General features: G+C 62.5%; 10 protein-coding genes. 6 read left to right on the forward strand and 4 right to left on the reverse strand.

Translation table 11 applies throughout. The features are described 5' to 3' along the window. Positions 1 to 252: 252 nt before the first annotated feature. The 4 genes from asd to leuC form a co-directional block, all read right to left on the reverse strand. The gene (asd, locus tag AC0Z35_RS12745) at positions 253 to 1383 is read right to left on the reverse strand and encodes an aspartate-semialdehyde dehydrogenase (protein ID WP_485132083.1); all 1131 of its coding nucleotides are present in this window, start codon (positions 1381 to 1383) and stop codon (positions 253 to 255) included. Between the two features lie 234 nt (positions 1384 to 1617). Continuing rightward, positions 1618 to 2694: a 3-isopropylmalate dehydrogenase gene (gene leuB / locus AC0Z35_RS12750; protein ID WP_046807555.1), complete on the reverse strand. Its 1077-nt coding sequence runs from the start codon at positions 2692 to 2694 to the stop codon at positions 1618 to 1620. Between the two features lie 29 nt (positions 2695 to 2723). Continuing rightward, positions 2724 to 3374 (reverse strand): 3-isopropylmalate dehydratase small subunit, encoded by a 651-nt coding sequence (leuD, locus tag AC0Z35_RS12755; protein WP_006218698.1) that lies wholly within the window; start codon positions 3372 to 3374, stop codon positions 2724 to 2726. Positions 3375 to 3400: 26 nt separating this feature from the next. After that, complete coding sequence (leuC, locus tag AC0Z35_RS12760) at positions 3401 to 4804, reverse strand: 3-isopropylmalate dehydratase large subunit (protein WP_046807556.1); 1404 nt, start codon at positions 4802 to 4804, stop codon at positions 3401 to 3403. Positions 4805 to 5321: 517 nt separating this feature from the next. Between leuC and AC0Z35_RS12765 the strand changes: the two genes are divergently transcribed. From AC0Z35_RS12765 to AC0Z35_RS12790, 6 genes are all read left to right on the forward strand, one after another. Continuing rightward, the gene (locus AC0Z35_RS12765; RefSeq protein WP_120154672.1) at positions 5322 to 6833 is read left to right on the forward strand and encodes a TolC family outer membrane protein; all 1512 of its coding nucleotides are present in this window, start codon (positions 5322 to 5324) and stop codon (positions 6831 to 6833) included. A gap of 24 nt (positions 6834 to 6857) precedes the next feature. Further along, positions 6858 to 7070, forward strand: a complete 213-nt coding sequence (locus AC0Z35_RS12770; protein WP_006218695.1) for a hypothetical protein — start codon at positions 6858 to 6860, stop codon at positions 7068 to 7070. After that, entirely contained in the window at positions 7054 to 9219 is a 2166-nt protein-coding gene (locus tag AC0Z35_RS12775; RefSeq protein WP_485132084.1) for a type I secretion system permease/ATPase, read from the forward strand. The genes AC0Z35_RS12770 and AC0Z35_RS12775 overlap by 17 nt, the downstream gene beginning before the upstream one ends. Positions 9220 to 9226: 7 nt before the next feature. Next, positions 9227 to 10648: an HlyD family type I secretion periplasmic adaptor subunit gene (locus AC0Z35_RS12780; protein WP_104145421.1), complete on the forward strand. Its 1422-nt coding sequence runs from the start codon at positions 9227 to 9229 to the stop codon at positions 10646 to 10648. A gap of 19 nt (positions 10649 to 10667) precedes the next feature. Further along, a complete protein-coding gene (locus AC0Z35_RS12785; protein WP_046807560.1) occupies positions 10668 to 11324 on the forward strand; it encodes a helix-turn-helix transcriptional regulator in 657 nt (218 codons plus the stop codon). 84 nt (positions 11325 to 11408) lie between these two features. Further along, the gene (locus AC0Z35_RS12790) at positions 11409 to 23351 is read left to right on the forward strand and encodes a retention module-containing protein (RefSeq protein WP_485132085.1); all 11943 of its coding nucleotides are present in this window, start codon (positions 11409 to 11411) and stop codon (positions 23349 to 23351) included. Positions 23352 to 23399 lie beyond the last annotated feature (48 nt).

Consider the following 23399-nt stretch of genomic DNA (forward strand, 5'->3'; position numbering starts at 1 on the left):
AATTCCGTTCTTGTAGTCGAATTACGGGCTGGCCGGGTCGCGCCACATATTAGCGAAACAGGCCTCAATTCACGGGAAAAGTGTAATGGATGATGCCGGTTTCACAAACCTGAAAGGCGCTTCGGCGTTGGCTCTCGGGCACATCCGCCGCTTCCCTTTTACGATTGTCCAAACGTCAAGGGCACCCGAAGGTGCCCTTGCTTGTCTACACGGCCGATCAAACCACTTTTATCGACCGTCCACACCTGCGCGTCAGGCTTCGGCCAGCGCGATGCGCAGCATGCGGCGCAGCGGTTCGGCAGCGCCCCACAGCAGTTGGTCGCCCACCGTGAAGGCGCCCAGGTATTGCGAGCCCATCGACAGCTTGCGCAGGCGGCCAACCGGGATGTCCAGCGTGCCGGTCACGGCAACCGGGGTCAGCGCCGAAACCGTCGCTTCCTTGGTGTTGGGAACCACCTTGGCCCATTGCGTGCCTTGCGCGATCAGCGCTTCGATCTCATCCAGCGGCACATCGCGCTTGAGCTTGATGGTCAGGGCCTGGCTATGGCAGCGCATGGCGCCGATGCGCACGCACAGGCCGTCGATCGGGGTGGCGGGCGTGCCGAAGGCGGCGCCGCGGCCCAGGATCTTGTTGGTCTCGACTTCGGCCTTCCATTCTTCCTTGGACATGCCGTCGCCCAGATCCTTGTCGATCCAGGGAATCAGATTGCCGCCCAGCGGAACGCCAAAGTGTTCGTGCGGCAGCGACGCATCTTTCTGCTTGGCCAGCACGCCACGATCGATAGCCAGAATGGCCGACGCCGGATCGTCCAGCAAGGGCTTGACGGCCTGGTTGATCTCGCCGAATTGGGTCAGCAGTTCGCGCATGTGCTGCGCGCCGCCGCCGGACGCCGCCTGGTAGGTCATGGACGTCATCCATTCCACCAGGTCGTTGTTGAACAGGCCGGCCAGGCCCATCAGCATGCAGCTGACCGTGCAGTTGCCGCCGATGAAGTTGCGCACGCCGCGCTTGAGCGCCGCGTCGATGACCGGGCGGTTGACCGGGTCCAGGACGATGATGGCGTCTTCTGCCATGCGCAAGGTGCTGGCCGCATCAATCCAGATGCCGTTCCAGCCCGCGCCGCGCAGCTTGGGATAAACCTCGGACGTATAGTCGCCGCCATGAGCCGTCAGAATAATCGGCAGTTTTTTCAGAGCATCAATGTCGTAGGCATTTTGCAACGGGCCCGCGCCTTCGGCCCACGTGGGCGCGGCGCCGCCAGCATTGCTGGTGGAAAAGAACACCGGTTCGATCAGTGCGAAGTCGTTCTCGTCGCGCATGCGTTGCATGAGCACCGAGCCGACCATTCCGCGCCAGCCGACAAGGCCTACTGCTTGATTCATTTCAATCGCTCTATAAAGGTGGAGACAAGGTCCGGGTAGAAAAAGTCGTGCAATTCAACAATTTATCAGAATGCACGCGCGTATGTTGCGGCGCAGCTAGAAAAATTTGGGGCCGGAAGACCGTCCAACGGCTTTCGCGGCGCCGTCACAACACGGGCGAAAAAAGGGCCGCTACCTGCAGCGGCCCCTTCCAAAATGGGGCGGCGCCGCAAGGGCGCGCCCCTTGCCTGGCGATCAGGCCAAGGCTTTGAGCACGGCGTCGCCCATGGCGGCCGTGGTGACCTTCGTGGTGCCCGCTTCAAAGATGTCGGCGGTACGCAGGCCGTCGGCCAGCACGCGGCGCACGGCGGCTTCGATGCGGTCGGCTTGCGGTGCAAGGTTCAGCGAATAGCGCAGCAACATGGCGGCGGACAAGATGGTCGCCAACGGGTTGGCGATACCCTTGCCCGCGATGTCCGGGGCCGAACCGTGGCTGGGTTCGTACAGGCCCTGGCCGCCGGCGTTCAAAGAGGCCGACGGCAACATGCCGATCGAACCCGTCAGCATCGCCGCTTCGTCCGACAGGATGTCGCCGAACAGGTTGCCCGTAACGATCACGTCGAACTGGCGCGGGTTGCGCACCAGTTGCATCGCGGCGTTGTCGACGTACATGTGCGACAACTCTACGTCCGGATATTCGCGCGCCACTTCAATGACGATATCGCGCCAGAACTGCGAGGTTTCAAGCACGTTGGCCTTGTCCACGCTGCACAGCTTCTTGTTGCGCTTTTGCGCCGACTCGAAGCCGATGCGCGCAATGCGGCGCACTTCAGATTCCGCGTAGCGCATGGTGTCGTAGCCTTCGCGCTCGCCCGCAAACGAGCCGTCGGGCGACGAACGGACGCCGCGCGGCGTGCCGAAATAGATGTCGCCCGTCAGTTCACGAATGATCAGGATGTCCAGGCCGGACACGATCTCGGGCTTGAGCGACGATGCGCTGGCCAGCTCAGGGTACAGGATGGCCGGACGCAGGTTGGCAAACAGGCCCAGCGCCTTGCGCAGGCCCAGAATGGCTTGTTCCGGACGGAACTCGCGCGGCAGGCTGTCGTACTTCCAGTCGCCAACGGCGCCGAACAGCACGGCGTCGGATTCCTTGGCCAGCTTGAGCGTGGCCGGGGGCAGCGGGTGTTCGAACTGGTCGAACGCGGCGCCGCCAACGGGCGCCTGCTTGATGTCGAACGGCACGTCCAGCGCTTGAAGCACGCGTACGGCCTGTTCGACGATTTCCGGTCCGATGCCGTCACCCGGCAAGACTGCAATGTTGTGGGTCATTTGAAAGCGATCCTGTGATCAGAATGGGTTCAGGCGATGGGACGGCTTTCCAGCCAGGGGTGGCGGGCCAGGCGTTCGGCCTCAAAGGCGCGGATCTTGTCGGAATGGCGCAGCGTCAGGCCGATATCGTCGAAGCCGTTCAGCAGGCAGTACTTGCGGAACGGTTCGATATCGAAGCCCATCGCGCGGCCGTCCGCGGCGATCACGACCTGGCGGTCCAGGTCGATTTGCAGCTTGTAATTCGGGAACGCCTTGACTTCGTCGAACAGGCGGGCCACTTCCAATTCAGACAGCACGATCGGCAGCAAGCCGTTCTTGAAGCTGTTGTTGAAAAAGATGTCGGCATACGACGGCGCGATGATCGCGCGAAAGCCGTACTGCGTCAGCGCCCAGGGCGCGTGCTCGCGACTGGAGCCGCAGCCGAAGTTCTTGCGCGCCAACAGAATCGAGGCGCCTTGGTAGCGGGGCTGGTTCAGCACAAAATCCGGGTTCAGAGGACGCTTGCTGTTGTCCATGCCGGGCTCGCCGTGATCCAGGTAGCGAAGCTCGTCGAACAGGTTGGGGCCGAAACCGGTGCGCTGGATCGACTTGAGGAACTGCTTGGGAATGATGAGGTCCGTGTCGACGTTTTCACGGTCGAGCGGAGCCACCAGGCCTTCGTGAGTGGTAAATGCTTGCATGATGTCGGTACTCGGTGCGTGATCGCTTAACGGAACGTGCGGACGTCGACGAAGTGGCCGGCCACGGCGGCGGCGGCGGCCATCGCGGGGCTGACCAGATGCGTACGGCCACCCTGACCTTGCCGGCCTTCGAAATTACGGTTCGACGTCGACGCGCAACGTTCACCCGGTTCAAGGCGATCGGCGTTCATGGCCAGGCACATCGAACAGCCCGGTTCGCGCCATTCGAAACCGGCTTCGATGAAAATCTTGTCCAGCCCTTCGCGTTCGGCTTGTTGCTTGACCAGGCCAGAGCCCGGCACAACCATGGCTTGACGCACATTGGAAGCCACGCGCTTGCCGCGCGCCACGGCGGCAGCCGCGCGCAGGTCTTCGATGCGCGAGTTCGTGCACGAGCCAATGAACACACGGTCCACGCGGATGTCGGTCAACGGCGTGTTGGGCTTTAAGCCCATGTATTGCAACGCGCGTTCCATGCCGCTGCGGCGCACATCGTCTTTTTCGCGGTCGGGGTCCGGCACGCGGGAATCCACCGGCAACACCATTTCGGGCGACGTGCCCCAGGTGACCTGCGGCTTGATGTCGCGCGCGTTCACTTCCACCACCGTGTCGAACTTGGCGCCTTCGTCGGTGTGCAGCGTGCGCCAGTACTTGACGGCCTGGTCCCACACCACGCCCGTGGGCGCGAAGGGGCGGCCACGGAAATATTCAACGGTCTTGTCGTCGACCGCCACCATGCCCGAGCGCGCGCCGGCTTCAATCGCCATGTTGCACACGGTCATGCGGCCTTCCACGGACAGGGCGCGGATGGTGCTGCCCGCGAATTCAATGGCGTGGCCCGTGCCACCGGCCGTGCCGATGATGCCGATGATGTGCAGCACCACGTCTTTGGCCGTACAGCCAAAAGGCAAGTCGCCGTCGACCTTGATCAGCATGCTTTTGGCTTTCTTCATCAGCAGCGTCTGCGTGGCCAGCACGTGCTCGACCTCGGACGTGCCGATACCGAATGCCAGTGCGCCCAGCGCGCCGTGGGTGCTGGTGTGCGAATCGCCACAGACCACGGTCATGCCCGGCAACGTGGCGCCCTGCTCGGGGCCGATGACGTGCACGATGCCTTGGCGCAAGTCGTTCATGCGGAATTCGGTAATGCCGTATTTCTCGCAGTTGGCGTCCAGCGTGTCCACTTGCAGCCGCGAGATCGGGTCATCAATGCCCTGTGCGCGGTTCAGCGTCGGCACGTTGTGGTCGGCCACCGCCAGGTTGGCGCCGGTGCGCCAGGGCTTGCGGCCGGCAATCGCCAGACCTTCGAAGGCTTGCGGGCTGGTGACTTCGTGCACCAGATGGCGATCGATATAGAGCAGACAGGTGCCGTCTGATTCCTGGTGGACGATGTGGGCGTCCCAGAGTTTGTCGTAAAGGGTTTGGGCCATGGATGCGCTCTGCAAATAGACAGTCCGGCTTGAGCCTCGCACGGTTGATCAGCAAATCGCTTCCGTGCCGGCCACTGCGGCATGCGGGAATTATGCCCAGGCTCTGAACCTAGTACAACCACACCATACATACTAGTACCACCACTACCATGTTGGTTACGGAATCCGTCACTTCCAGCGCGGCAAACAGTGCGAGAACACTGTGGAAAATTAATCACAAATTACAAATTCGATAAGAGAAATCAGATACAGAATTATCAAACCGATATAATCCTGTTTCACTACAGACACGTCACTTTCGAAATAATACGAAATAAACCGTATTAATAAAGCTGGCACTTTTCACAGTCTGTGAAGTTCGTGCAAATTCAGTCAAATTAGGTGATGTTGCGCGAAGAAACGTTGTGGCGAGTCATTTTGCCTTCTGCAAGACTTAACAAATCTTGACTAGGGAAATATGACATTTACATACAATATGGCCGCCATTCAATCCCACTCCGACACGCGAATAATCACTATGGCTTCGTTTTTGATCAAACGCACGACTTCGCTTTTCGCCTTGGCTTTTGTTCCCGCCGCTTTTGCCCAGCCCACCCCGCCCGCCGCTCAAGGCGCGCCGGCCGCCACCGTATCCACGGTGACGCTGAATCAGGTTGTTGAGCAGACGCTGTTGAGCAACCCGGAAATCCAGGCCAAGTATCACGACTTCCAGGCGTCGCTGGAAGGTCAGTCGGTTGCACGCGCCGCCTTCTTCCCGCAAATCAATGCTCAGGGCTATGTAGGCCGCGAATATCGCAGCAACGTGCCGGACGTGGGATCGCAACGCTGGAGCCGCCCGGGCTACAACGTTGAGCTGCGCCAGTTGATTTTTGACGGCTTCCGCACCAGCAACGACGTCAAACAGGCCGGCTTCGACAAGCTGGCGCGCTTCTATGACGTGTTGGCTACCAGCGACAGCACCGCGTTCGCCGCCGTGCAGGCGTATATCGACCTGCAACGCTACCGCGACATGGAACTGCTGGCCCGCCAGAACTATTCGCTGCACGAAGAAACGCTGAAGCAGATCGGCGAACGCACCGAATCCGGCGTGGGCCGCCGCGTTGACCTGGAACAGGCAGGCGGCCGCCTGTCGCTGGCCCAGACCAACCTGATGACCGAAACCGCCAACCTGCTTGACGTGCAGCAGCGCTTTCAGCGCGTGACCGGCGCTTTCCCGCCCGAAGCCATGCAGCCGCCGCCCGACATCGCCGCCAAGCTGCCCGTCAAGCCGGGCGACTTCAACGAGTCGCTGCGCCGCAACCCCAGCTTCCTGTCCAAGCAAGCCGGGTTGCAAGCCGCGCAAGCCGGCGTGGCCTCGTCCAAGGGCGCTTTCTCGCCCAAGTTTGAATTCGTGGCGTCCTCGGGCCGTGACCAGAACGACCCCACGCCGGAAACACGCGACATCCAAAGCTCCAGCGTGCAAGTTGTGATGAGCTACAACCTGTACCGCGGCGGCGCCGATTCGGCCCGCGTGCGTCAAACCGCCGCGCAGTCGTACGCCGCGCGCGACATCCGCGACTACACCTGCCGCAACGTGCAGCAGGACCTGGCCGTGGCCTGGAACAACATCACCAGCCTGAGCCAGAAGCTGCCGTTCCTGCGCGACCACGAAGTGGCCACGACCAAGGTACGTGACGCATATCGACAACAGTTCCAGATTGGCCAGCGCTCGCTGCTGGACTTGCTTGACACTGAAAACGAACTGTTCGAGTCGCGCCGCGCATTGACCAACGGCTTGTATGACCTCAAGCTTGCGCAGTACCGCTGGCTGGCGCTGTCACATGCGCTGTTGCCCGCGCTGTCGCTGCAACCCGCGCGCAACGAGATGCCCGAGGAAAACGGCAAACTGGAGGTAACCGACGAAGTGATCAAGCTTTGCAATTCGACGGTCCCCGACTCTGCCCGCCTGGCTCCCGTGCGCGTTCAATACAACGAAGGCACGCTGCCGCCCACGCTCGTGCCGCTGAACGCACCCACCGCCAAGCCTTGAAGGCGGCGGGCGCAAGGAGGCCATATGACGCCCCAGGGCAACGAATTTTCGCAGTTGGACGCGGACTTTGTCCGCGTTCTTGAAGACCTGATCGACGCCTTGATCGCCAATGGCACCTTGCGCATGACAGACCTGCCTATCCAGGCACAGCAAAAGCTTTCCCAGCGCAAGCAGCAACGCGCGCGCCTCTCGGAACACCTAGACCTCTTGGATGACGAAGATGGACAAGTTATCTGAAAAGGCGGCGCGTGAATGGCGCGCCGACGCCCGAGCGGCGCATGACGACCCCTTGCTGGACTGCCTGGTTGAAATTACGCGCCTGCATGGCGTGACCGCCACGGCGCAGGCGCTGTCCGCCGGCCTGCCCCTGGAAGAACACCGCCTGACCCCTGCCCTGCTGCCGCGCGCCGCGGCGCGGGCCCAACTTTCCGCGCGCGTGGTCAAGCGCACGCTGGACAGCATTTCCCCCGACCTTCTGCCCGCCATCTTGCTGTTGCAAGGCGAACGCGCCTGCCTGCTGCTGAAAAAAGAAGACGGCAAATATGTGGTCAGCCATCCCGAGCTTGGCGGCAGTTCCGTCGAGATGACGCCCGAAGCCCTGGCCGCGCAATACACCGGCCTGGTCTGCTTCGTGCGTCCTCAATTCCGGTTCGACGCCCGCGCGCCCGAAGTGGCCAAAGTGCGCGAACGCCATTGGTTCTGGGCGGCCATCATGGAAAACCGGCGCCTGTACCGCGATGCGCTGGTCGCCGCGCTGCTGATCAATATCTTCGCCATGGCCATGCCCTTGTTCACCATGAACGTGTATGACCGCGTGGTGCCCAACAACGCCGTCGAAACGCTGTGGGTGCTGGCTATCGGCATCACGCTGGTGGTGATTTTCAACATGGTGCTGTCGACCGCCCGTTCTCATGTGGTGGACAGTGCAAGCAAGCGCGTCGACGTGCGCCTGTCCGCACAGATCATGGAGCGCGTGCTGGACCTGCGGCTGGAAGGCCGCCCCGTGTCCGTCGGATCGTTCGCGGCCAACCTGCGGTCGTTCGAATCCATCCGTGACTTCATCGCGTCGGCCACCATCACCACGCTGGTCGACCTGCCCTTCATCCTGCTGTTCCTGGCCGCGCTGGCCTGGATATCGCCGTGGATGATCCTGCCGCCGCTGGTTGCCATCGTGCTGATTTTGCTGGTGTCGCTAGCCGCACAGGCACGCATGGAAGCGTTGACGATGGCCAGCTTCCAGGCCAGTTCGCAGCGCAACGCGACACTGGTCGAAGCGCTGACCGGCCTGGAGGCCGTCAAGACGCTGAACGCGCAAGGCTCGGTGCAACGCAACTGGGAACGCGCCACGGAATTCATCGCGCAGACAGGCGGCAAGCTCAAGTTGATCTCGTCATCCACCGTGGGCTTTGTGCAGGCCATCCAGCAAATGGTGTCGATCTCCGTGGTCATCATCGGCGTGTACCAGGCGCAGGAATCGGCCATGTCCATGGGCGGCATCATCGCCGCGTCCATGATCGCCAGCCGCTGCCTGGCGCCGCTGGGCCAGGTTGCCGGGCTGTTGATGCAATACCAGAACGCCCGCACCTCGCTGGGTTCCATCGACAACTATATGAAGCTGCCGATTGAACGCCCGGCCGAAGCCGAATTCCTGCACCGCCCCGTGTTTCATGGCGGCCTGGAATTTCGCGACGTCACCTTCGCCTACCCCGGCAGCACGCAGCCGGTACTGAAGAAGGTGTCGTTCAAGCTCAAGCCCGGTGAAAAGGTCGGCATCATCGGCCGCATCGGCTCGGGCAAGACCACACTGGAGAAGCTGGCGCTGGCGCTGTATCAGCCCACCGAAGGCGCTGTGCTGCTGGACGGTGTGGACGTGCGCCAGATCGACCCGGCCGACGTGCGCCGCGCCATCGGCCATGTGCCGCAAGACCCCACGCTGTTCTACGGCAGCCTGAAACACAACCTGGCCATGGGCGCGCCCTACGCCGACGACGCCAGCATCCTGGCCGCCGCCAACCTGGCCGGCGTGACGGACTTTGCCAACCTGCACCCCAACGGCTTCGACATGGTGATCGGCGAACGCGGCGAATCGCTGTCGGGCGGCCAACGCCAGTCCGTCGCCGTCGCCCGCGCGCTGATCAACGACCCGCCGATCCTGCTGCTGGATGAACCCAGCAGCAACATGGACCACCAGAGCGAAGCGCAGTTACGCAAGCGGCTGGGCGAGGCCAGCGCCACCAAGACGATCCTGCTGGTCACGCACCGCACCGCGCTGCTGGACCTGGTGGACCGCCTGATCGTGATCGATAACGGTCACATCGTTGCGGACGGCCCCAAGGAGCAAGTTGTCGAAGCACTGCGTCAAGGACGCGTTGGACGCGGGAGTTAAGGGCGCCATGCTGAAAAATCCTGGAGAGACCCGGCACGGCCTGCTGGGCACCCTGTGGCGCAAATTGCGCAACGTCTTCGTATTCTTCTTTGACCGGTTGCTGGACGGCACCGAAAAAGGCAAGCGGGAAAAGCGCTCGGACTATGTCGGCAATGCCGAATGGGTGATCCAGGAGTCGCAGGCCCGCAGCTCGCGCGTGCTGCTGTGGGTGGCGCTGCTGGCGACCTTCCTGCTGATCGTCTGGGCGGCCACCGGCAGCATCGACGAAGTGGTTCGCGGCGAAGGCAAGGTTGTGCCGTCGCGCCAAGTGCAGATCATTCAAAGCCTGGACGGCGGCATCGTCGAGGAAATCCTGGTCCGCCCGGGCCAGGAAGTCCAGGCCGGCCAGACCCTGCTGAAAATCGATTCCACGCGCTTTGCCTCTTCCCTGGGCGAGAACAACGCGGAATACCTGTCGCTGCTGGCCAAGTCCGCCCGCTTGCAGGCCTTGGCCACCGGCGAACCTTTCGTGGCGCCGGAAGAAGTGCTGAAGCAGGCGCCCGGCCTGGCTGAAATGGAACGCAACGCCTGGCAAGCGCGCAACACCGAGCTGAACGCCACCATCAACGTGGCGCGCGAACAGCTCAAGCAACGCCAGGAAGACCTGCGCGAAACCATCGCCAAGCGCGATCAAGCCTCGGCCAGTTGCGCACTGACCTCGCGGGAATTGCAGGTGACCCGGCCATTGCTCAAGAGCGGCGCCGTGTCCGAAGTGGACCTGCTGCGCCTGCAACGCGACGTGGCGCGGTATTGCGGCGAGCAAAAAGGCGCCGAGGCGCAGATTGACCGATTCCAGGCGTCGATCAAGGAAGCGCAAAGCAAGCTGGAAGAGTCCGAGCTCAATATTCGCAACCAGGCCCGCAGCGAACTGTCCGAGACCAACACCAAGCTGTCGACCCTGCGCCAGGGCAAGCTGGCCCTGGCCGACCGCGTGAAGCTGGCCGAAGTGCGCGCGCCGCTGGCCGGCACCATCAAGACGCTGTTCAACAACACCGTCGGCGGCGTGGTGCAGCCGGGCAAGGACATTATCGAGATCGTGCCCAAGGACGACACGCTGCTGCTGGAAGTGCGCATCCAGCCGCGCGACATCGGTTTCCTGCATGCCGACCAGAAGGCGGAAGTGAAGTTCACCGCCTACGACTTCTCCATCTACGGCGGCCTGGAAGGCAAGGTCGAACAGATCGGCGCCGACACGGTCACCGACGAAAAAGGCAATTCCTATTACGTGGTGCGGGTCCGCACGGACCGCAGCACCGTGGGCGACAAACTATTGCCCATCATCCCCGGGATGGTGGCCGAGGTTCATATCCTGACGGGTAAACGCACCGTGTTGCAGTACCTGCTCAAACCGATTCTGCGTGCCAAGGCAAACGCCTTCACCGAACGTTAAAGGAGAGCTGCAAGGCTTTATGAAACCCGTTCCCGTCTTGTTGATTACGCACGACGACCTGCTCTGGCAACACTGGCGCGCGTTGGATTCCACGCGCTGGCTGGCTGCCCGCGGGCGCGGCCTGGCCGACCTGCAACGCTGGCGAGAGCAAGGCCGCACGCTGGCCGTGCTGGATACCGACGTGCCGCGCTTGCCATCGTGGCAGGATCCCAGCTGGGGCCCTGCCCTGGCCGGCCTGCACCTGGTGGTCGCCAGCCCCAGCCCCAATGACGAGCAAGGCACGCAAGCGCTGGGCGCGGGCGCCCATGGCTATTGCCACAGCTACGCGCCCGCCGCCGCGCTGTCGCAAGCGCTGGAAGTGGTCTTGTCCGGTGGGATATGGATGGGCCGCTCTTTGGTGGCGCGTTTGCTAAAGCTGGTCACCGAGCGCGCCCAGGATTCGCATTCCTGGGACAACGGCCTGCTGACCGAGCGCGAGATCACCGTGGCGCGCTACGCCGCCAGCGGTCAGGCCAACGCGCAGATCGCCGAGGCCCTGGGCATCACCGAACGCACGGTCAAGGCGCATCTTTCCGCCGTCTTTGAAAAGCTGGGCGTGTCCGATCGCCTTCAACTTGCCCTGCTGGTGCACGGCATTTCGGCGCCGGCCGACACACGCAGCAAAATTACTTCCTGAAACTGTCCTTAAGGACAATATCGCGCCCGCCCGGCGCTCTTTAGTATCTGGCCATCTTGGATAACTCCCTGAAACGGAACCCACATGGCCAACACTACTCCCGCAGTCGTCAATGAAATCTCCGGTCGCGCGTGGATACGCAACAGCGACGGCTCGCTGACCGAACTGCATCAAGGCAGCAAAGTCCCCGCCGGCAGCGACATCGTTACGGCCTCGGGCGCCACGGTTTCCGTTCAGGTTGAAAACGGCATGCCGATCGTGATCGGCGAAAGCCGTGAAGTCGCCGTCAACGGCGACATCACGGGCCCCTTGGCCGACCCCAGCGAAGCCGCGCTGACGCCGCCCACCGGCACGGATTCCGACCGCCTGCTGGCCGCGTTGCAAGCCGGCCGCGACCCGTTTGACGAACTGGACCCCACCGCCGCCATCGTGGCCGGCGGCGGCGATGCCGGCGGCAGCAGCTTCGTGCGCCTGGCCCGCATCCTGGAAACCACCACGCCGCTGGACCTGGCCTACGCCAACCCCGGCCGCGGTGACGACACCCTGCCCCGCGCCGGCGCCGCCGGCGCCACGGGCGACAACAACGGCGATGCCGCTGTCCCGGCAGCGACCAACAGCGCCCCGTCCGCACTGAACGATGCCAGCACGGGCGACCAGAACGCGGTCCAGCGCGGCAACCTGCTCAGCAACGACAGCGATCCCGACGGCGATCCCCTGGCCATCGTGTCGGTCAGCGGCCGGCCCATGACCGCGGGCGGCGTCACCGTCAACGGCTCCAACGGCGGCACCTTTACAGTTCTGCCCGACGGCAGCTACGTCTTCACGCCCGGCACGGGCTTCCAGAACCTGCCCGCCGGCCAGACCGCCACCAGCACGATTTCGTACACGGTCACCGATCCCAGCGGCGCAACGTCCACCGCCACCGTCGAAGTGACGATTGTCGGCGTGAACGACCCGGCCCAGATCACCCCGGCCAACGCCGGCGACGATGCCGGCACGGTCAAGGAAGACACCACCTTCACCGCGAACGGCAAGCTGAACGTCACCGACGTGGACGACGGCGAAGCGCGCTTTGTCGTGCAATCCGGCCAGGCCGGCCAGCACGGCACGTTCTCGATCGACGCCAGCGGCGCGTGGGTCTACAACCTGAACAACAACGACACCCGCGTGCAAGCGCTGGCCGTTGGCGAGACCCTGACCGAGACCTTCACGGTCACCACGGCTGACGGCACGACCGGCACGGTCACCGTCACCATCCAGGGCACCAACGACGTCCCCACGATCAGCGGCCAAGCCGCCGGCGCGGTCACCGAAGACTCGGCGCTGGTCGCCACCGGCAAGCTGAACGTGGCTGACGTCGACACGTCCGACACGCACACGTGGTCCGTCAACGACAATGGCGCCGGCCAATACGGCGCGCTGACGATTGCGGCCGACGGCACGTGGACCTACAACCTGGCTAACGCCAACCCCGCCGTCCAGGCACTGATCGCCGGCCAGACCTTGACCGAGACGTTCACCGTCACGGTCAACGACGGCAACGGCGGCGTGACGACGCAAGTGGTCACCGTCACGATCAACGGCACGGATGACGGCGCGATCATTACCCCGGGGGCACCGGGTGCTGACGCGGGCCAGGTCGTCGAAGACGAGAAGCTGTCGGTCGGCGGCAAGTTGGAAGTCACCGACCCGGACGCGGGTCAAGCGGTGTTCCAGGTTCAGACGAACGCCACCACCACGCACGGCACGTTCTCGATCGATGCCAACGGCAACTGGACGTACAACCTGAATAACGGGGATCCGGCCGTCCAAGGCCTGGGCGCTGGCAAGACGCTGTCGGAAACCATTACGGTTACGACGGCTGACGGCACGACGGGCCAGGTGGTGGTCACGATCGTCGGGACCAACGATGTTCCGGTCCTGACGGGCAAGGCCGACGGTGCAGTCACGGAAGACGGCAGCCTTGTCGTCTCCGGCAAGCTGGATGTCGCGGACGTTGATACGACCGATACGCATAGCTGGTCCGTTAACAACGATGGCAAGGGCACGTACGGCTCCTTCTCCGTCGATGGCAACGGCAACTGGACCTACAACCTGGACAACGCCAACAAGGATGTCCAAGGTCTGAAGACCGGTCAGTCCATCACCGAAACGTTCACCGTCACGGTTGATGACGGCAATGGCGGTGTGGTCACCAAGGATGTGACCGTCACGATCAACGGTACCGATGACGGCGCGATCATTACGCCCGCTACGCCTGACAGCGACAAGGGCCAAGTCATTGAAGACAAGACGCCCTCCGTGGGTGGCAAGCTTGACGTCACCGATCCGGACGCCGGCCAAGCCGTGTTCCAAGTTCAGACGAACGCGCCTGGCCAACACGGCACGTTCTCTGTCGACGCCAACGGCAACTGGACGTACAACCTGACCAACAACGACCCGGCCGTCCAAGGCTTGGGTGCTGGCAAGACACTGACCGAGACCTTCACGGTTACGACCGCTGACGGCACGACCGGTCAAGTCGTGGTCACCATCGTCGGCACCAACGACATCCCGGTTCTGACCGGCAAGGCTGATGGTGCAGTTACCGAAGACGGCAGCCTGGTGGCCACCGGCAAGCTGGATGTGGCCGACGTTGACACGACCGATACCCACACCTGGACCGTTAACAATGACGGCAAGGGTACGTACGGTTCGTTCTCGGTCGATTCGTCGGGCAACTGGACCTACAACCTGGACAACGCCAACAAGGATGTCCAAGGTCTGAAGACCGGTCAGTCGATCACCGAGACGTTTACGGTTACGGTCGATGACGGCAACGGCGGCGTGGTCACTAAGGATGTGACGGTCACGATCAACGGTACCGATGACGGCGCGATCATTACGCCCGCTACGCCTGACAGCGACAAGGGCCAAGTCATTGAAGACAAGACGCTCTCCGTGGGTGGCAAGCTTGACGTCACCGATCCGGACGCCGGCCAAGCCGTGTTCCAAGTTCAGACGAACGCGCCTGGCCAACACGGCACGTTCTCTGTCGACGCCAACGGCAACTGGACGTACAACCTGACCAACAACGACCCGGCCGTCCAAGGCTTGGGTGCTGGCAAGACACTGACCGAGACCTTCACGGTTACGACCGCTGACGGCACGACCGGTCAAGTCGTGGTCACCATCGTCGGCACCAACGACATCCCGGTTCTGACCGGCAAGGCTGATGGTGCAGTTACCGAAGACGGCAGCCTGGTGGCCACCGGCAAGCTGGATGTGGCCGACGTTGACACGACCGATACCCACACCTGGACCGTTAACAATGACGGCAAGGGTACGTACGGTTCGTTCTCGGTCGACTCGTCGGGCAACTGGACCTACAACCTGGACAACGCCAACAAGGATGTCCAAGGTCTGAAGACCGGTCAGTCGATCACCGAGACGTTTACGGTTACGGTCGATGACGGCAACGGCGGCGTGGTCACTAAGGATGTGACGGTCACGATCAACGGTACCGATGACGGCGCGATCATTACGCCCGCTACGCCTGACAGCGACAAGGGCCAAGTCATTGAAGACGAGACGCTCTCTGTTGACGGCAAGCTCAACGTCACCGATCCGGACGCCGGCCAAGCCGTGTTCCAAGTTCAGACGAACGCGCCCGGCCAACACGGCACGTTCTCCGTCGACGCGAACGGCGCATGGACGTACAACCTGACCAACAACGACCCGGCCGTTCAAGGCCTAGGTGCTGGCAAGACGCTGACCGAAACCTTCACGGTTACGACCGCTGACGGCACGACGGGTCAAGTCGTGGTCACCATCGTCGGCACCAACGACATCCCGGTGCTGACCGGCAAGGCTGATGGTGCAGTCACCGAAGACGGCAGCCTGGTTGCCACCGGCAAGCTGGATGTGGCCGACGTTGACACGACCGATACCCACACCTGGACCGTTAACAATGACGGCAAGGGTACGTACGGTTCGTTCTCGGTCGATTCGTCGGGCAACTGGACCTACAACCTGGACAACGCCAACAAGGATGTCCAAGGTCTGAAGACCGGTCAGTCGATCACCGAGACGTTTACGGTTACGGTCGATGACGGCAACGGCGGCGTGGTCACTAAGGATGTGACGGTCACGATCAACGGTACCGATGACGGCGCGATCATTACGCCCGCTACGCCTGACAGCGACAAGGGCCAAGTCATTGAAGACAAGACGCTCTCCGTGGGTGGCAAGCTTGACGTCACCGATCCGGACGCCGGCCAAGCCGTGTTCCAAGTTCAGACGAACGCGCCTGGCCAACACGGCACGTTCTCTGTCGACGCCAACGGCGCGTGGACGTACAACCTGACCAACAACGACCCGGCCGTCCAAGGCTTGGGCGCTGGCAAGACCCTGACCGAAACCTTCACGGTTACGACCGCTGACGGCACGACGGGTCAAGTCGTCGTCACCATCGTCGGCACCAACGACATCCCGGTTCTGACCGGCAAAGCTGATGGTGCAGTTACCGAAGACGGCAGCCTGGTTGCCACCGGCAAGCTGGATGTGGCCGACGTTGACACGACCGATACCCACACCTGGACCGTTAACAATGACGGCAAGGGTACGTACGGTTCGTTCTCGGTCGACTCGTCGGGCAACTGGACCTACAACCTGGACAACGCCAATAAGGACGTCCAAGGTCTGAAGACCGGTCAGTCGATCACCGAAACGTTCACCGTCACCGTCGATGACGGCAATGGCGGTGTGGTCACCAAGGACGTGACGGTCACGATCAACGGTACCGATGACGGCGCGATCATTACGCCTTCTACGCCTGACAGCGACAAGGGCCAAGTCATCGAAGACGAGACGCTGTCTGTTGACGGCAAGCTCAACGTCACCGACCCGGACGCCGGCCAAGCCGTGTTCCAGGCTCAAACCAACACGGCCGGCCAACACGGCACGTTCTCTGTCGACGCAAACGGCAACTGGACGTACAACCTGACCAACAATGACCCGGCCGTTCAAGGCTTGGGCGCTGGCAAGACCCTGACCGAAACCTTCACGGTTACGACCGCTGACGGCACGACCGGTCAAGTCGTCGTCACCATCGTCGGCACCAACGACATCCCGGTCCTGACCGGCAAGGCCGATGGCGCCGTCACGGAAGACGGTTCGCTGGTTGCCACCGGCAAGCTGGATGTGGCCGACGTCGACACGACCGATACCCACACCTGGACCGTTAACAACGAGGGCAAGGGTACGTACGGTTCGTTCTCGGTCGACTCGTCGGGCAACTGGACGTACAACCTGGACAACGCCAACAAGGACGTCCAAGGTCTGAAGACCGGCCAATCGATCACCGAGACGTTTACCGTCACCGTCGATGACGGCAATGGCGGTGTGGTCACCAAGGATGTGACCGTCACGATCAACGGCACGGACGACGGCGCGATCATCACCCCGGGAGCTCCGGGCGCTGACAAGGGCGAAGTGATCGAAGACAAGACGCTGTCTGTTGACGGCAAGCTTGACGTCACCGATCCGGACGCCGGCGAAGCCGTGTTCCAAGTTCAGACGAACGCGCCTGGCCAACATGGCACGTTCTCCGTCGACGCCAACGGCGCGTGGACCTACAACCTGACCAACAACGACCCGGCCGTCCAAGGCCTGGGCGCTGGCAAGACCCTGACCGAAACCTTCACGGTTACGACGGCTGACGGCACGACCGGTCAAGTCGTCGTCACCATCGTCGGTACCAACGACATCCCGGTTCTGACCGGCAAAGCCGATGGCACCGTCACCGAAGACGGCACGCAGGTCGCCACCGGCAAGCTGGATGTGGCCGACGTCGACACGACCGACACCCACACGTGGACCGTTAACAACGACGGCAAGGGCGCCTACGGCTCCTTCTCCGTTGATGGCAACGGCAATTGGACCTACAACCTGGACAACGCCAACAAGGATGTCCAAGGTCTGAAGACCGGTCAGTCGATCACCGAGACGTTTACGGTTACGGTCGATGACGGCAACGGCGGTGTGGTCACCAAGGATGTGACGGTCACGATCAACGGCACGGACGACGGCGCGATCATCACCCCGGGAGCACCGGGCGCTGACAAGGGCCAAGTCATTGAAGACGAGACGCTCTCTGTTGACGGCAAGCTCAACGTCACCGACCCGGACGCCGGCCAAGCCGTGTTCCAAGTTCAAACGAACGCGCCTGGCCAACACGGCACGTTCTCCGTCGACGCCAACGGTGCATGGACGTACAACCTGACCAACAACGACCCGGCTGTCCAAGGCCTGGGTGCTGGCAAGACGCTGACCGAAACGTTTACCGTCACCACCGCTGACGGCACGACGGGTCAAGTCGTCGTCACCATCGTCGGTACCAACGACATCCCGGTGCTGACCGGCAAGGCTGATGGTGCAGTCACCGAAGATGGCACGCTGGTTGCAACCGGCAAGCTGGATGTCGCCGACGTCGACACGACCGACACCCACACCTGGTCCGTTAACAACGAGGGCAAAGGTACGTACGGTTCGTTCTCGGTCGACTCGTCGGGCAACTGGACCTACAACCTGGACAACGCCAACAAGGATGTCCAAGGTCTGAAGACCGGCCAATCGATCACCGAGACGTTCACCGTCACCGTCGATGACGGCAACGGCGGCGTGGTTACCAAGGATGTGACCGTCACGATCAACGGTACCGATGACGGCGCGATCATCACGCCTTCTACCCCTGACAGCGACAAGGGCGAAGTCGTCGAAGACAAGACGCTCTCCGTGGGTGGCAAGCTCGACGTCACCGATGCGGACGCTGGTCAAGCGGTGTTCCAGGCTCAAACCAACACCGCCGGCCAACACGGCACGTTCTCCGTCGACGCGAACGGCGCATGGACCTACAACCTGACCAACAACGACCCGGCCGTCCAAGGCCTGGGCGCTGGCAAGACGCTGACCGAGACCTTCACGGTTACCACCGCTGACGGTACGACCGGTCAAGTCGTCGTCACCATCGTCGGTACCAACGACATCCCGGTCCTGACCGGCAAGGCAGATGGCACCGTCACGGAAGATGGCACGCTGGTCGCCACCGGCAAGCTGGATGTCGCGGACGTTGACACGACCGATACCCACACCTGGACCGTCAACAACGATGGCAAGGGTACGTACGGTTCGTTCTCGGTCGACTCGTCGGGCAACTGGACGTACAACCTGGACAACGCCAATAAGGACGTCCAAGGTCTGAAGACCGGTCAGTCCATTACCGAGACGTTCACCGTCACCGTCGATGACGGCAACGGCGGCGTGGTCACCAAGGATGTGACGGTCACGATCAACGGCACGGACGACGGCGCGATCATTACGCCCGCTACGCCTGACAGCGACAAGGGCGAAGTCATCGAAGACAAGACGCTCTCCGTGGGTGGCAAGCTCGACGTCACGGACCCGGACGCTGGTCAAGCGGTGTTCCAGGCTCAAACCAACACCGCCGGCCAACATGGCACGTTCTCTGTCGACGCCAACGGTGCATGGACGTACAACCTGACCAACAATGACCCGGCCGTCCAAGGCTTGGGTGCTGGCAAGACGCTGACTGAAACGTTTACCGTCACCACCGCTGACGGTACGACCGGTCAAGTCGTGGTCACCATCGTCGGCACCAACGACATCCCGGTTCTGACCGGCAAGGCTGATGGTGCAGTTACCGAAGACGGCACGCTGGTTGCCACCGGCAAGCTGGATGTCGCCGACGTTGACACGACCGACACGCACACGTGGTCCGTTAACAACGACGGCAAGGGCACCTACGGCTCCTTCTCCGTTGATGGCAACGGCAATTGGACCTACAACCTGAACAACTCCAGCGCCAAGGTGCAAGCCCTGGCCGCCGGCCAGCAAGTGACGGACACCATCACCGTGACCGTTAACGACGGCCATGGTGGTACGGCGCAGCAGCAAGTGACCGTTACGATTACGGGCTCCAACGACGCCCCGACGATCTCGGGCACGGCCGTCGGCACCGTCAAGGAAGATACTGCGCCCAGCAGCATCTCTGGCCAGTTGTCCAAGTCCGACGTTGACGCGACCGACACCCACACCTGGTCGGTCAACAACGCCGGCAAGGGTACGTACGGCACGTTCTCGGTTGATGCGACCGGCAAGTGGACCTACAACCTGGACAACGCCAGCGCCAAGGTGCAAGCCCTGGCTGCCGGCCAACAAGTGACGGACACCATCACCGTGACCGTTGACGACGGCCATGGCGGTACGGCGCAGCAGCAAGTGGTCGTGACGATCACCGGCTCCAACGACGCCCCGACTATCGGTGGCGTGGCCAACGGCGCCGTCAAGGAAGACGGCACGCAAGTGGTCACCGGCCAGCTGACCAAGGCCGACGTTGACGCTACCGACACGCACACCTGGTCGGTCGGCAACAACGGCAAGGGTACGTACGGCACGCTGACAGTGGACAACACCGGCAAGTGGACGTACACGCTGGACAACGCCAACGCCAAGGTGCAAGCCCTGGCCGAGGGCCAGCAAGTGACCGACACCGTTACCGTGACCATCGACGACGGCCATGGCGGCACCGCGCAGCAAACCATCACGATCACCGTTACCGGCACGAACGACGCCCCGACCATGGGCGGCGTCATCACCGGCGGCGTGACCGAAGATGGCACGCAAGTGGTCAGCGGCCAGTTGACCAAGGCTGACATCGACACGACGGACACCCACACCTGGACGCTGAACAACGCCGGCAAGGGCACGTACGGCGCCTTTGTGGTGGATGCGAACGGCAAGTGGACCTACACGCTGGACAACGCCAGCGCCAAGGTGCAAGCCTTGGCCGACGGGCAGAAGGTGACTGACACCATCACCGTGACCGTCAACGATGGCCATGGCGGTACCGCCACGCAGTTGATCACCGTGACGGTGACGGGCACGAACGACGCCCCGACCATCGCGGGCAACGCCACGGGCGCCGTGAAGGAAGACGGCACGCTGACCGCCAATGGCCAACTGACCAAGTCGGACATCGACCTCACCGACACGCACACCTGGTCCGTCAGCAACAACGGCGCGGGCACGTATGGCACGTTCGTGGTCGATTCCAGCGGCAAGTGGACCTACACGCTGAATAACACCAGCGCGAACGTCCAGGGCCTGAAGGAAGGCCAGCAGGTCACCGACACCATCACCGTGACCGTCAACGACGGCCACGGCGGTACGGCGCAATTGCCGGTCACGGTCACCATTACCGGCACGAACGACGCCCCGGTCATCACCGGCCAGACCTCTGGCACGGTGACCGAGGACTACAGCCTGTCCACCACCGGCAAGCTGACTGTGGTGGACGCGGACGTCGGCCAAAGCGGCGTCATGGCGCAGACCAACGTGGTCGGCAAGTACGGCACGTTCTCGATCGATGCCAACGGCAACTGGACCTACACGCTGAACAACAGCCTGGCTGTGGTGCAGAACCTGCCGGCAGGCGCCCTGCTGTCCGAGACGTTCAATGTGACGACGGGCGACGGCACGACGGTGCAACCGATCTCGGTGTCGATCGTCGGCACGAACGACGCACCGGTCGCCGCGGACAACTCGGCCAATGTGGAGATCGGCGACAGCCACGTCTTCACCCTGTCCGAATTCAACTTCAGCGACGGAGCCGAGGGCAATGCGCTGCAAAGCGTGATCATCTCGCGCTTGCCGACCGACGGCACGCTGACGTTGAACGGCAACCCCGTGGGCCTGAACACCGCTGTCTCGGCAGCGGACATTGCTGCCGGCAAGCTGATCTTCACGCCTTCGGCCAACGGCCTGGATACCTCGATCGGCTTCCAGGTGCGTGACAACGGCGGTACGGACCACGGTGGCCAGAACACGTCGGGCACGTACAACTTCGTGTTGAACACCAACAACATGGTGACGGGCGAAAACGTCGGCAGCGGCACGGGCACGACGCCGGTGCTGAACGGCGGTTCGGGCGACGACATCATCCTGGGCGACAAGGGCGGTACGGTCGTGACCGTGGAGCCGGGCAAGAACTACAACATTGCCCTGGTCGTGGATACGTCGGGCAGCATGGCGTATGGCCTGAACGGCAGCGAAAACGTCAGTTACGCCAATTCGCGGATGAAGCTCGTCATTGACGCGCTGAAGTCCTTGGCCACCCAGCTGGCGGGACACGACGGAACGGTGAACGTGACGCTGATCGGCTTTGCCGCCGGCGCTCAGCAGAACCTGACGCTGCAAAACCTGTCACAGTCGAACCTGAAGCAACTGACGGACGCCATCGGCGACCTGTCGGCTAATGGTGGCACCAACTACGAAGCCGCATTCAATACGGCGGTGTCGTGGTTCAACAGCCAGGCCACGGCGGGCAAAACCGCGGCGGCAGGCTACGAAAACGTCACGTTCTTCCTGACCGACGGCGATCCGACGTACTACTACGACCGCTACGGCAACCTCGGCGGCACGGGTAGCTCAACCAGCGCCACGACGCTGCAAGAATCCGTCAACGCCTTCGATCCCTTGTCCAAGGTAAGTACCGTGCATGGCATCGGCATCGGCAACGGCGTGAATGCAGACTATCTGCGTCTGTTCGATAACACGGGCGGCGGCGGCACTGCCTACACGACGGTCGGCGACAGCAACGACTCTTCGTTGGCTACCTTTGGCAGCAGCAGCAACTCGGGCTTGAATAACATCAACAACTGGACAACGACCGGTACGGGTTCGCAGTCCGGGTCGGTGACCAAGACCAACGGCGTGCTCAGGCTTGTGGACTTTGCCGGCGGCAGCAGCACCACCGCGACCAACGACACGAAGATCTCCATCAGCGAATATGGAAAGCTGAGCTTCACGGTTCAGACGTCCAATTTCAGCACGGGCGACCAATTCACCTGGACGTTGCAGCGCTACGATGCCGCCTCCAAGACGTGGGTCGGCGTCGATGGCGGAACATCGAACTCTGGTTTCAGCAGCACGACGACCATCACATCCAAGATGTTGACGTCGGGCGATTACCGCTTTGTTTATGAAGTGGTGGATGGCACGAACAACAACTCGAATGCAACGGTGAACATCGACAATATCTCGTTGGCAGCCTACGCCGCCAGCCAGGTCATCGTCGCCCCCGCGGGCCAAGTCGACATCGTGCTGAAGGGTTCGGACCTGGCTGCCGCCCTGCAAGGCGGCAGCTCCAGCACCGATCCGGCCGTGGTGGGTAATGACGTCATCAACGGCGGTGCCGGCAACGACATCATCTTTGGCGACACGATCAATACCGATCATCTTGCCTGGGGCAATGTGGCCGCCGGTTCGCACGATGGCCAGGGCCTGAAGGCGCTGCAAGACTTCCTGGCTTACCAGAATGGTCATGCGGCAACCAGCGCCGAGGTCTATGACTACCTGAAGGCCAACCACGCGCAGTTCAACATTGCGGATGATCCGCGCGGCGGCAACGATACGGTGCACGGCGGCACGGGCGATGACATCATCTACGGCCAGGGCGGCGACGACTCCCTGTACGGCGATGACGGCAACGACATCCTGTACGGCGGCGCCGGCAACGATCTGCTGCATGGCGGCGCGGGCAACGACACGCTGGACGGCGGCGCTGGCAATGACACCCTGATCGGTGGCAAGGGCAACGACACGTTGTACGGCGGCCTGGGCAGCGACACGTTCAAGTGGGAGTTGAACGATCAGGGCTCGGTTGGCGCCCCGGCCGTCGACACCATCAAGGACTTCTCGGCGGACACCCTGGCCAATGGCGGCGACGTCCTGGACCTGAAGGACCTGCTGATCGGTGAGAAGGACGGCACGCTGACCCAGTTCCTGAACATCCATAAGGAAGGCAACAACACGGTCATCGACATCAACACCAAGGGCCAGATCGCCCAAGGCGTCGACCAGAAGATCGTGCTGGAAAACGTGGACCTGACGGGCAACGGCACCATGAGCAACCAGGCCATCATCAATGACCTGCTGCAGAAGGGTAAGCTGAACGTCGACCACAGCTAAGCCGTAGTCGCGTAAGCACCGGGGGGACGACGGGCAACCGCCATCCCC

It is taken from the genome of Achromobacter sp. 1L-A-4-B-C2 (assembly GCF_057291955.1).

Excerpts from the sequence above, each read along its gene's own strand:
- asd (WP_485132083.1), bottom strand. The coding sequence starts at position 1,383 with ATGAATCAAGCAGTAGGCCTTGTCGGCTGGCGCGGAATGGTCGGCTCG.
- leuB (WP_046807555.1), bottom strand. The coding sequence starts at position 2,694 with ATGACCCACAACATTGCAGTCTTGCCGGGTGACGGCATCGGACCGGAA.
- leuD (WP_006218698.1), bottom strand. The coding sequence starts at position 3,374 with ATGCAAGCATTTACCACTCACGAAGGCCTGGTGGCTCCGCTCGACCGT.
- leuC (WP_046807556.1), bottom strand. The coding sequence starts at position 4,804 with ATGGCCCAAACCCTTTACGACAAACTCTGGGACGCCCACATCGTCCAC.
- AC0Z35_RS12765 (WP_120154672.1), top strand. The coding sequence starts at position 5,322 with ATGGCTTCGTTTTTGATCAAACGCACGACTTCGCTTTTCGCCTTGGCT.
- AC0Z35_RS12770 (WP_006218695.1), top strand. The coding sequence starts at position 6,858 with ATGACGCCCCAGGGCAACGAATTTTCGCAGTTGGACGCGGACTTTGTC.
- AC0Z35_RS12775 (WP_485132084.1), top strand. The coding sequence starts at position 7,054 with ATGGACAAGTTATCTGAAAAGGCGGCGCGTGAATGGCGCGCCGACGCC.
- AC0Z35_RS12780 (WP_104145421.1), top strand. The coding sequence starts at position 9,227 with ATGCTGAAAAATCCTGGAGAGACCCGGCACGGCCTGCTGGGCACCCTG.
- AC0Z35_RS12785 (WP_046807560.1), top strand. The coding sequence starts at position 10,668 with ATGAAACCCGTTCCCGTCTTGTTGATTACGCACGACGACCTGCTCTGG.
- AC0Z35_RS12790 (WP_485132085.1), top strand. The coding sequence starts at position 11,409 with ATGGCCAACACTACTCCCGCAGTCGTCAATGAAATCTCCGGTCGCGCG.